This window comes from Anaerobiospirillum sp. NML120511 (assembly GCF_023050955.1).
GTDB lineage: Bacteria > Pseudomonadota > Gammaproteobacteria > Enterobacterales > Succinivibrionaceae > Anaerobiospirillum.
In genome coordinates this window covers 41531-53219 of sequence record NZ_JALKIK010000005.1, presented here as the reverse complement: position 1 = coordinate 53219, position 11689 = coordinate 41531, and the positions used below count along the sequence as shown (strand labels likewise).

The 11689-nt window shown below is 52.2% G+C and carries 8 protein-coding genes; 3 read left to right on the top strand and 5 right to left on the bottom strand.

Annotation, left to right across the window (positions count from 1 at the left end; translation table 11 throughout):
• Positions 1-77 precede the first annotated feature (77 nt).
• From cydB to MXE39_RS02430, 3 genes are all read right to left on the bottom strand, one after another.
• Complete coding sequence (gene cydB / locus MXE39_RS02440; RefSeq protein WP_246977019.1) at positions 78-1220, bottom strand: cytochrome d ubiquinol oxidase subunit II; 1143 nt, start codon at positions 1218-1220, stop codon at positions 78-80.
• The gene (locus MXE39_RS02435; protein WP_246977021.1) at positions 1210-2910 is read right to left on the bottom strand and encodes a cytochrome ubiquinol oxidase subunit I; all 1701 of its coding nucleotides are present in this window, start codon (positions 2908-2910) and stop codon (positions 1210-1212) included. Before MXE39_RS02435 ends, cydB begins: the two co-directional genes overlap by 11 nt.
• Before the next feature lie 390 nt (positions 2911-3300).
• Entirely contained in the window at positions 3301-3549 is a 249-nt protein-coding gene (locus MXE39_RS02430) for a hypothetical protein (protein ID WP_247073751.1), read from the bottom strand.
• 541 nt (positions 3550-4090) lie between these two features.
• Between MXE39_RS02430 and MXE39_RS02425 the strand changes: the two genes are divergently transcribed.
• The 3 genes from MXE39_RS02425 (at position 4091) to MXE39_RS02415 (ending at position 6429) form a co-directional block, all read left to right on the top strand.
• Complete coding sequence (locus MXE39_RS02425) at positions 4091-4642, top strand: MotA/TolQ/ExbB proton channel family protein (protein ID WP_246977023.1); 552 nt, start codon at positions 4091-4093, stop codon at positions 4640-4642.
• Positions 4643-5041: 399 nt separating this feature from the next.
• The gene (locus MXE39_RS02420; RefSeq protein WP_246977025.1) at positions 5042-5563 is read left to right on the top strand and encodes a biopolymer transporter ExbD; all 522 of its coding nucleotides are present in this window, start codon (positions 5042-5044) and stop codon (positions 5561-5563) included.
• Positions 5563-6429 (top strand): TonB family protein, encoded by an 867-nt coding sequence (locus MXE39_RS02415; protein WP_246977027.1) that lies wholly within the window; start codon positions 5563-5565, stop codon positions 6427-6429. Before MXE39_RS02420 ends, MXE39_RS02415 begins: the two co-directional genes overlap by 1 nt.
• A 347-nt stretch (positions 6430-6776) precedes the next feature.
• Here MXE39_RS02415 and MXE39_RS02410 read toward each other — a convergent pair whose 3' ends face one another.
• Both MXE39_RS02410 and ftsY read right to left on the bottom strand, forming a co-directional pair.
• A complete protein-coding gene (locus MXE39_RS02410) occupies positions 6777-8864 on the bottom strand; it encodes a TonB-dependent receptor (protein ID WP_246977029.1) in 2088 nt (695 codons plus the stop codon).
• A gap of 504 nt (positions 8865-9368) precedes the next feature.
• The gene (gene ftsY, locus MXE39_RS02405; protein WP_246977031.1) at positions 9369-11618 is read right to left on the bottom strand and encodes a signal recognition particle-docking protein FtsY; all 2250 of its coding nucleotides are present in this window, start codon (positions 11616-11618) and stop codon (positions 9369-9371) included.
• Between the last annotated feature and the right edge of the window lie 71 nt (positions 11619-11689).

The window sequence follows — 11689 nt, the reverse complement described above, 5'->3', positions numbered from 1 at the left end:
GAATTACACCTTGAAGTGAGGTGCCCCGGCGACATGCTTATGTCGCATACCGTGGGTAAAGGGGTAATTTGGTCTGATTAGTAATGACCGGTGTTGCCATCCTTCTCAGATACACGGTTCCACATTCTCTTATAAGCCCAGAAAGTATAGGACAGGGCAATAGGAACGAAGATGATAACAGTGTAGAACATTACCTGTAAGGTAAAGTGAGAAGATGAAGCGTCCCAGATGGTCAGTGAAGACTCAGGCATTACGCTGGAAGGCATAACGAATGGGAACATGGCAATAGCAGCGGTGGTGATAACCAGGGCGATAGCCAGGGAGTTGTAGATAATGCCCTTAACAGCATTACCACTGCCACCACAGATACCGGCCTTGATCATGCAGAACATGGCGCCGAGTGGAACCAGAACCAGGATCCATACAGACTTGTAGTTCTCGAACAGACCGTGTGGTACTACCTCAACCTTCTTCTCGGTGATGGCGTGGAAAGAACCTTCCGGAGCCAGTTCGATCAGACGGTAGCCATCGAAGGTGTAAGCCCATAAGCCGGCAATGACGTACAGAACGAGGGTAACCAGAGCAAGCTTTAAGGTCAGACCGCGTACACGGTTGCCGATCTCATCAACAGTACGTAACTGAATCCAGAGGGCACCCTGAGTTAACAGCATGGTGACGCCTACCAGACCACACAGTATGGAGAATGGATCGAGCAGAGGTAACAGAGCGGTTAAGAATACGCCGTCATAGTGCCAGCGAACATTCTCGTCAGCCCAGAAAGGCAGACCCTGTAAGAGGTTACCGAAGGCAACGCCAAAAATTAACATAGGAACGAAAGAACCTACGGTTAAGGCGATGTCCCACTTCTTGTACCAGCTCTCATCATCGTTGTGGTTACGGTAATCGAAGGCCAGTGGACGGAGCCAGATGGCGAACAGAACCAGTAACATGCCCCAGTACAGACCGGAGAATGATGCAGCATAAACCTCAGGCCAGGCAGCAAAGATGGCACCACCGGCGGTGATTAACCATACCTGGTTGCCGTCCCAGTGAGGGGAGATGGTGCTGATAATGGCACCACGCTCTTTGGAGTTCTTGCCCACTTTGAAAAGCAGGGCAGATACGGCCATATCCATGCCGTTAGTCAGCGCAAAGCCAATGAGCAGAACGCCTACTAACAGCCACCAGATGACCTGCAGAGTATCATAATCAAACAGCATTTACGGCACCTCCCTTAGCAGAATCGGCCTTGGCCTCTTCTTCGGATGCAACAGCAGTAGCAGCTGGAGCCAGGGCAGCAGCATGAGCTGGTGCAGCTTCAGCAGGAGTACCGCCCTGAGGCCCCTGTGGAGGGAGTGGAGGATAGCCCTTGCCGTCCTCTTCTGGCTCAGTGATTTCCGGGCCCTTCTTGATGGCATTGATCATCAGCTTCATCTCGATTACGAGGAAGATGGTGTAAATGCCAATGAAGCAGAGTAAGGAAATACCTACATCAACTGGAGACAGTGATGAAGTTGCCAGGTAGGTAGGAAGAACATCCTGAATGGCCCATGGCTGACGACCGTACTCGGCGAGGATCCAGCCGGCTTCGCAGCAGATGAATGGTAATGGGATGGCCATAACAAGAATCTTCAGGAGCTTAGGACGTGCCTGCAGATCACCCTTGTAAATGAGGTAGTAACCTGCGCCAACACACAGTAAGCCCAGGATGCTGACGATACCTAACATGACACGGAAGGAGAGGTAAGGAATCAGAACTGATGGAACACTGTTACGTGCAGCAGCCTTGATCTCTTCCTCAGTAGGATTTAATGGATCCTGAGCGTGCTGAACAAGCAGCAGACCATAGCCAAGGTCATCCTGGTGAGCCTTGAATACAGCCATGTTCTCGTCAGTAACTTCACCGCCACGCATTGCAGTTAAGGCACGGTTGGCAATGATACCGTTACGGACGCGGAGCTCGTTTTCAGCAACAATCTGACGCAGACCCTTAACTTCGGTGTCGAATGAGTGGGTAGCAATCAGACCTAATAAGGCTGGAATCTTGATGGAAACATAGTTATCCATCTCATCCTCATTAGGAATTGCAAATAAGGACCAGCCTGCTGGTGGTTCCTCAGTGTGGAATTCGGCTTCCATGGCAGCAAGCTTTGCTGGCTGGTGCTTGGTGATTAATAAAGCACTCATGTCACCAGATAAGCCGGAACCGCCCATGGCGCACAGAGCGAACAGCAGACCAATGGTCATGGAACGCTTGGCGAACTGGAAGTTCTTTCTCTGCAGCATTAAGAATGCAGATACACCGACTACGAAAATACCACCAGTGGTGTAACCGGCAGTTACGGTGTGCAGGAACTTGGCCTGAGCAACATCGGAGAAGATTAATCCCCAGAAGTCAGTCATTTCCATACGCATTCTCTCAGGAGAGAACTGTGCGAACTCTGGGTACTGCATCCAGCCGTTGGCAATTAAAATCCACATGGCGGACAGGTTTGAACCCAGTGCGGTTAAGAAGGTGATCAGAAGGTGAGTTGGCTTGGAGAAGCGATTCCAGCCAGTGAACATCAGACCAATGAAGGTTGACTCAAGGAAGAATGCCATTAAGCCTTCGATAGCTAATGGAGCACCGAAGATATCACCAACGTAGTGAGAGTAATTGGACCAGTTAGTACCGAACTCGAACTCGAGTGTAATACCGGTGGCTACACCGATCGCAAAGTTAATACCGAAAAGCTTACCCCAGAACTTTGCCATGTCACGGTATATGACACGTCCTGTGGCCACATAGACCAGCTCCATAATGAAGACCAGCCATGAGATACCAAGAGTAAGCGGAACGAAAAGAAAGTGGTATAAAGACGTGGCAGCAAATTGCCAACGTGATAATTCCACCATTAGTTCGTTTACCATGGAAGACCCCTATGAAAGTACCCACGAGAATACTGAACACCTGCGGTTTTTTCCCATTCATGAAAAAACAGCAGGAGCGTGAAGTTAAATAGTACTCCGCTGCACCTCGCTTGTTAAGTTGAGGCCGCATTATATGCTATTCACGTCACTATCTCTGTGATTATCATCGAACAATGAGAATCTCAACATATCTATATATCGCGGCCCCCTGATTAATGAAAGCCTCAAAATATGCGATATCCTGGCCTTTCGACCGGCCATTTGAATCTCACTAAACGACAGTTATCGCAAAAAAATATCACATTTTCCATCTTGTACAATCTGAAAATGCATTTACGTAGCATAATCTGGCCATTTTTCAGCCGCGTAAAGGCAATTTAGTTCATTAATTTATTTTATAAATTCTCTTAATAATACCCTTCCAAAAGTACCGGTTTCCCTTCTGAGGTCCAGGCGCTCTTTCCCATAAATAAGCCATTTATCTGCACCACTGCCGGGAGCAACATAAATACAGTCTTCAATACCAGCACCATTAAGAGAACTTTTTGCGTGAGCATGTCCATAAGATGACAATGTGCTCAGGTGAAAATATGGCGCAAGTATGGCTTTACAGGTAAAATTATCACCCGGCAAATCCAACGAGGTCAGGCTGTATTGATACGGGACAGACAGGCTTGATTCCTGTCAGAGCAGCCACCATCAGCCATAGCGCTTAATTGCCAGCATCAGCCATAGCGCTTAACTGCCAGCATCTGGCAGCTGCGCCGGCACAGTCCCTCAAAATTCACCCCCTGCCCTGAAAACAGCCCCCATCCTGAAAATATCAGACATTCAGGCTCTGCCTCACAGCTCTGCCACCATACGGGCCAGCAGCCGTGCAGCAAAGATAAAAAGCAGGGAAGATGGGGCAGAAAGCAGGTCGCCGCCCAGACTCACGTACAGCATGCGGACAAGGGCAAGGCCACATCTCCCGACGGCCCGGCTTGCCGGGCCTCAGGCCAGAACGACATCATTACAGCTGTACTGCGCAACAGCAGCTCTACAGCAAAGACAAAAACAGATAAGCGACAGCTTTACACCATAGTCCCTCTTTCAGGATCTGAACTCCACCCTCAGTCACTGCAGGCCCATACAGAAGCTGCAGACAATATCTGAGCAGCTGTGTATACCGGTTAACATCATGATCAATTTCTTCCATCAGGTAGGCTACTCAGGCCTTGCCATTCTTTTTATCGGCCTGGTCGGTCTTTTCATGGCCATTCGCGGCACTGTACTGGTTATCCTGGTAAGAAATCAGGGACTGTCAGAGCACTCCATTTCACGCCAGATCATCACCACAGTAAAAGAGTCTGAAGAGCACAGTGTTAACAGCAGCTCCGAGGGCGACCACTGTCCAAACCGTGAGCTCATCATAAACACCCTGATGCAGGTACAGCTCAAGGGCATCTACTCTTCCATGTATTTCCTGAAACTCTGTGCTGCTGTAGGCCCGCTTCTTGGCCTGCTGGGAACAGTGCTGGGCATGGTCGATGTATTCTCCACCCTCTCCGAGCGCTCCATGCCTGATCCAAGCATGCTTGCAGGCGGCATCTGGGAGGCCCTGCTCACCACGGTTATGGGCCTTACTCTGGCCATTCCGGCCCTGATTGTTCACTACTATCTGCTCATGAACCTCAGAGGCATGCGCAATCAGATTAACCTTGCCATCAGCAATATCCATATTCACGAATAATCCCAGGATCTGAAAGAGGGGCAGACAGGACATCACACATCACAGGACTCCTGTCCCATAACCTGCACCGCCCCGGGCAAGGCCCGGTCAAGGCCCGGTCAATAGCCACAGGCATGGGGCATGGGGCCATAGCCTCGCTCAATAAGCCAGGCCCCACGCCCCAGCATCCCGGCTCAAGGAGCCCGGTGCCTGCAGCCAGACGCCACAAGCCCAGATAAATGCCGACAGCCCCGGGGCTGCAGCCGCCATGCCCCTGACAGGCCTTCAAACAGAAATAAACCAGGTATCAGTACCAGTCCTGGACAATTTGCCGGACAGCAGCCCATGACCACTCAGTGACTAACCTGCTGATGCAGCCTGCGGGCTGCTACCGAATCCATTCCAATGCGGAGCTCATTAATGTCAGATTTAGATGACGATCTTAATGTCGACCTCACCCCACTGATTGACGTCATTTTCATGCTGGTGATCTTCTTCATCATGACCATGAGCTTCACCCTGCCTGTTATTGACTTCAATCTCCCTCAGTCAAGCACTGCTCAGGCCGAGCAGCGCGGCGCCACCATGCGCATAAGCGTGGACAGCAAAGGCAACTACAGTGTCAATGAGAAGATCTGCACTCTTGATGAGCTCAATCACCTGGTAAAGGAGCGCATGGTTGAGAGCAACAAGAAGCACGAAGAGCTCAGCCTTGAGCTGGTTATCGACAGTCAGAGTCCTACCCAGTACCTTATTCACGTTGCCGATCTGGCCCGCGCCTATACCCAGGGCCGCCTGCTGGTGGTCAGTGAAAAGACTGACAGCAGCAGCATTGATCCTGCTGCAGCCGCTCAGGGAACAGCCGGGGCTGCTCCTGCAGCTTCGGCTGCTGATGGGGCTGACAGCGCAGCTGCTACAGGCAAGGCCGACGGGGAGCAATAATGCATCCTGATCTCATTGCCCGCACCTGCGGTTCGATCGGCGTCCTGGGAGTCCTGGTATACATTGGTGTACTTGGCACGCCCAAATTCATCATTACCCCTCAGCAGAATTTTGAGTCGGTAATGCTCAGCATTCAGGTCAACGATCGCCCGCCCGAAACCAGTGCCGGAATAGTCCCGCCTCCTCCTGAAGAGGAGCAGGTAAAGGAACCAGAGCCTGCAACGGTGGCTCACGAACCTGAACCGGTTAAGGAACAGCTGCCTGAACCTCCACCACCAGAACCGCCAGCCCCGGCTGAGCCTCCGGCACCGCCTCCACCTCCGGAAAAGCCGGCACCGGTAAAACAGGAACTAAAACCAAAACCTGAACCTCAAAAGCCTGAACCGGTCAAACAGCCAGAGCCCAAAAAGCAGCAGCCGGTCAAACAAAAACCTGAACCGACAAAACCAAAGGCTGAAAAACAGCCTGAGCGCCCAGCTCCGGTTAAACCGGCTCCGGCCCGTGAGGTCCCAAAGGCCGCAGGCCCTGTGGGCAGCCCGCCTCCTGCAGCTGCAGACAACTCCGCACAGGATGAGGCCAGCGCCCGACAGATCAATGCCCAGCTGGCATCGCTGCTGGTCAAGGAAATCCGCTCCAAGCTGCACTATCCGCGCAATGCAGTCAGACGCAAGCTTGAGGGTACGGTTATGGTGGAGTTCATAGTCAAAAACGGTGTAGTAGTTAACTTCAATATTGAAAAGAGCTCTGGACACCGCATTCTTGACGAGGCCGCATCAAAACTGGCCCGCAGCCTGATACGCTTCAACACCAGGCTCGACGCCATGAGCAACAGGGTGCTGATTCCAATCAAGTACGAGCTGCTCTGAAAAAGTAAAAAAGGCAGTAACAGATTGCTCTGTTACTGCCTTTTTTATTGATTTCATCAGGCTAATCCAGGGCCTGAAAGCCAGGCACTAAACCCGGCAAGGCCGGGCTTTATCCTGGCAGCCAGTTCCAGCACTGGCCAGCTCCTGCGCTGAACGACTCAGGCGGTGGCCGGATCCAGGGCAGACCAGCTCAGGCGGTGGCCGGCTCCAGGGCAGACCGCTCAGGCGGCGGCCGGCTCCGGCACTGACCAGCTCAGGCGGCTGCCTGCTCCGGCACTGACCAGTTACAGGCTGGACAGCGCCGGGCAGCAGCGCCCGGCTGATGCAGTGTCCTGATGCAGGTGAAATTAGAACTGGGCGCGTACACCGACGGATACGAAACGGCCTGGCTCGTGGATGAGCTGGTTGGTCTGGTATTCCTTGTCGAAGATGTTCTCAACGCTGCCATATAAGGTGAACTGATCCTCAGGACCAACACGGGTAGAAACGGTGAGGTTAGCAGTTACATAACCATCGTAGGTCATGCTGCTGAAGTAGCTGGTACCGCCGAGATCTTCGTCATCAGTGGTGGTAGCGAAGTTGGCGTAGCCGTCAATCTGGAACATCTCACCGTGGTAGCGCAGACCGGCGTTACCAAAGAAGTTTGGAGTACCGGTGTCCTTGGTGCTCTGAGAGCCAATCTCATACTCACGTACCATGTAAGTCATATTGGCATATGGCTCCCAAGTGTTGTTGATGAGGTAGGACAGGCCAACTTCAGAACCCCAGGTGGTGGCCTTGGCGATATTCTGGTAGGTGTAGGAAACACCTGTAGAGCCAGGTAAGCCGGCTGGCAGTCTTCTGGTCTCGATGTAGTTGTCGGATACAGTGTAGAACAGAGCCACATCAGCCATTAAGGCGCCATCATCCCATCTGAAGCCCAGCTCAAAGTTGTTGGACTTTTCAGGCTCAAGCTGAGGATTACCGTACTGCATCTCACCGGTTGCAGTTGTCAGGAAGAGTTCCTGAACAGTAGGAGCACGGAAGCCCTGAGACCAGTTCAGACGGAAAGCAGCATTATCAAATGGACGGTATACCAGACCGGCACTGCCTACCAGCTTGCTGAAGCTCTCGTCATTGTTGGTAATTGGTCGATTGATTACAGGACTGGAAGCACCATTGGTGGTGTGCTGCATGGTAAACATGGAGTTACCGGCAGTATTGTCAATGTAGTTGTAACGTAAACCTGTGTTGAGGGTCAGCTCATCGGTCAGATAGGTAGACAGCATTGCGTAAAGAGCATGGCTGGTCTGCTTGTAGTCATTGTCGTCCATGACGTACTTGCCCTTGTAGGCAGAACCCATGTTGACGTCAACATCGGAGAAGGAGCTCATCTTCTCAATACGGCCGTCATAACCGGTTACCAGATAGAACATGTCAGAGAGGCTCAGCTCCAGCTGCATGTTACCGCCAAGGCTCTTCTGCTCATTAAACACACCTACGTTGATACCACGGGTAGGGGTGGAGTAGAAGTCCTTGCTCATCTCCTGGTAGTAAACACTGGTCTCGAAAGCAGCAATGTAATCATTGATGTCGTGAGCCTTTAAGTAAACCTGATGCTTCTGACGATCCCACTTTGGAATCTCGCCACGGAAGGCAGAGTAGGAGCCCTTGACAGTGGTAGAGGTCTCAGAGCTGGAGTCGTAGTACTCACCTGCATAGCCAAGACGAACCTTGTCCATGATTTCGTAGCTGAAGTCACCATTGAAGCCGTGGGCGTCATAGGCTGTGTTTTCCAGTGGCTTGTGATCCTTGAGGTAGAGATCGCCGGCATTGGTGTTAAAAGCACCAAAGGCATACTGGAAACGATCGAGGGTACCGCTTAAGTTTGCGTATTCGGTGTAGCTGTTATTGGCACCAATAAAAGAAGCACCGCCATCAAAGGACAGAGGCTTTTCAGAGGCTTCCTTGGTAATAACGTTAACGATACCACCGATGGCGTCAGAACCGTACAGTACGGAGGCAGGGCCCTTGACTACTTCGATACGATCAATGAAGTAAGGGTTAATCAGCATTGGAGCGCCAGACTTGCTCTTCTGCTCGTCAATACGCTGACCGTCAACCATCAGCAGGGTACGCAGAGCGTTTTCACCACGAATGGTAATACGCTTGGTGCCAGGGGTACCGTCTGAGGTAAGACGCACACCGGTTGCAGAGCGCAGCATCTCAGGTACTGAGTCAGTGGTCAGGTTCTTTAATTCCTTTCCTGAAACAACGGCTACAGATGAATTGGTGTCTAACAGATCCTGAGAGGTACGGGCTGCAGTAACTACTACTGTCTCACCCTTGATGCTGGTCATGCCATCATCAGCATTGGCAGCAGCAAAGGAGGCTGGGGTTAATACGGCAGTCAGAGCAGCAGCCAGCAGGCTCTTATTCAGCTTGGAAGAAGTCATTGGAAACTCGCTTTATTTTTGAGTTTATTAAGGCATCAGATACTGTCTAAGTCTCACGCCCGGTCTGACCTTACAGCTGGCGAACACTGCACTGAACACCAGAGTTTTTCAAAGTCAGTAAAAATACGAAGACAAAAGAGGCTTAGGCCCTTATGAACAGTCCCACAATTTATAAACTGTATTTAATATAGTTCACACACATTAAGCCAGGAAGTTCATTTAGAAAGTGCCTAGTATTGCACTTATTTATCGACATGAGCATATAACTGATCATTTTTTGCAACTGGATAATGCGGTTTTTGTAAAAACAGCATTCCCAGGCCATTTGTTAAGCTGTGAACTTGCTCACAAAATTTAAAATGCCCGTAATTTGGGCAGTCTGACGCCCATAACAGCAGTAAAAAAGGGGAGCCGCACAGGCTCCCCTTTCTCCTGGTACTTAAACGAAAAGTGCCAGACATGTATTAGAAAAACTAATAGTTAATTTTATGATAAACAGGCTGTTTAGCGCTTTTCTTCTTCTACCAGGGCATCAACAAATGGCTCGACCTTGAACTCACGCAGGTCCTCGGCCTTCTCACCTATACCGACAAAGCGGATTGGGATTTTGAACATGTTGGCCAGATTGAAGATCACACCGCCTTTGGCAGAGCCGTCGAGCTTGGTAAGGGTAAGTCCTGTTACCTTCACAGCTTCAGTAAAGATCTTGGTCTGAGACACGGCATTCTGACCTGTGGCAGCATCAAGTACCAGCATGGTCTCATGAGGAAGCTCAGGATCGATCTTCTGCATGACGCGGACAATCTTGGAAAGCTCATCCATAAGATGGCTCTTGTTCTGGAGACGACCTGCGGTATCGCAGATCAGTACATCCATACCACGGGCCTTGGCAGCATTAACGGCATCAAAGATAACCGAGGCACTGTCAGAACCGGTTGCCTGAGCAATAACAGGCACATTGGCACGCTCACCCCACTCCTTTAACTGCTCAACAGCAGCGGCACGGAAGGTATCACCGGCAGCGAGCATGACCTTGAGGCCCTGGTCCTGATATTTGCGGGCCAGCTTGCCAATGGTAGTGGTCTTACCGGCACCGTTGACGCCAACCATGAGGATGACAAAAGGCGTGCGATCATAAACTACCAGCGGCTTTTCGCACGGATCGAGAATATCGTAAAGAATGTATCTGAGGTTGTTACGCAGGGCACCGGCATCGCGCAGGTCACGAACACGGGACTCATCACGCAGACGCTCGATAACCTCCATGGAGGTCTCAACACCAAGGTCAGCAGTTAACAGCGCAGTTTCCAGATCATCATAAAGATCATCATCAATCTTGCGACCGAAGATCAGCGAGCTGACACCAAAGGCAAGGTTGTCGCGGGTCTTCTTAAGACGGCTGAAGAAAGACTTGCGCTCTTCCTGGATGGCTTCCTTTTCCTTGCTCTCGTCCTGCTTTTCCTGCTTTTCTCTGGCCTTGCGCTCCTCCTCAGCAGCTGCAGCCTCAGCTGCTGCTGCGGCCTCAGCCTCAGCTGCAGCGGCGGCTTCAGCCTTGGCCTTTAAGGCTCGCTTGCCACGGGCACGCACCGGCGCGGCCTTATCGCCCTTCTGAGCCTCATCCCCATCAACTGCCTCAGCAGCATCACCAGCTTCAGACTCAGCCTTAGCCTCAGCATCAGCGGCAGCTTCAGCTTCTTCAGCGGCACGACGCTCAGCCTCAAGACGCTCCTGTTCAGCCTTCTCGGCGGCGATGCGGGCAGCCTCAGCAGCTGCCTCTTCAGCAGCACGGCGCTCAGCCTCAAGACGCTCCTGTTCAGCCTTTTCGGCTGCGATACGGGCAGCCTCGGCAGCTGCCTCTTCAGCTGCACGGCGCTCAGCCTCAAGACGCTCCTGTTCAGCCTTCTCGGCGGCGATGCGGGCAGCCTCAGCAGCTGCCTCTTCAGCAGCACGGCGCTCAGCCTCAAGACGCTCCTGTTCAGCCTTTTCAGCGGCGATGCGGGCAGCCTCAGCAGCTGCCTCTTCAGCGGCACGGCGCTCAGCCTCAAGACGCTCCTGTTCAGCCTTTTCAGCGGCGATACGGGCAGCCTCGGCGGCAGCTTCTTCAGCTGCACGGCGCTCGGCTTCGAGGCGCTCCTGCTCAGCCTTTTCAGCGGCGATGCGGGCTGCCTCGGCGGCAGCTTCTTCAGCTGCACGGCGCTCAGCCTCAAGACGCTCCTGTTCAGCCTTTTCAGCGGCGATGCGGGCTGCCTCGGCGGCAGCTTCTTCAGCAGCACGGCGCTCAGCCTCAAGACGCTCCTGTTCAGCCTTTTCAGCGGCGATACGGGCAGCCCCAGCTTCAGCTGCTGCGGCTGCAGCGGCGGCTGCGGCCTGTTCCTGCTCAATATTACTTGCAACAGAGGCTGCCCCGGCGGATGGGGCTGCTGGAGAAGAACCGGCAGTATCAGTCTTCTCTATGGCCTTGGAGCTGTCGCAAGATGGCTCTTTTTTTTCGGCTTGCTCAACCTGATCGGCAATGGAGTCGATATCGCGGGAGTGCAGCTCCCTGTCGGCTCCAACGCTGTCTTCAGCAAAGACAGATTCATTATCCTCAGCAGGGCTGAAACGCTCTTTTGCCTTCTCTTCAGTGGCAATGGAATCAGCTATAGGCTGATCATCCTGATCAATTCCTGCAGATAAGTTTTTCTCTTCAAGCTGGGACTGTGACTCGTCCTGCTTTTTCTTATTTCTGCCGAAAAGTTTTGAAAAAAATCCCATGCTAATTACTTTCCACTTAGATTGCTCTGGCAGCACTGTGCATCAACAGTCTGCAGGGCCCTGAGGCCTGC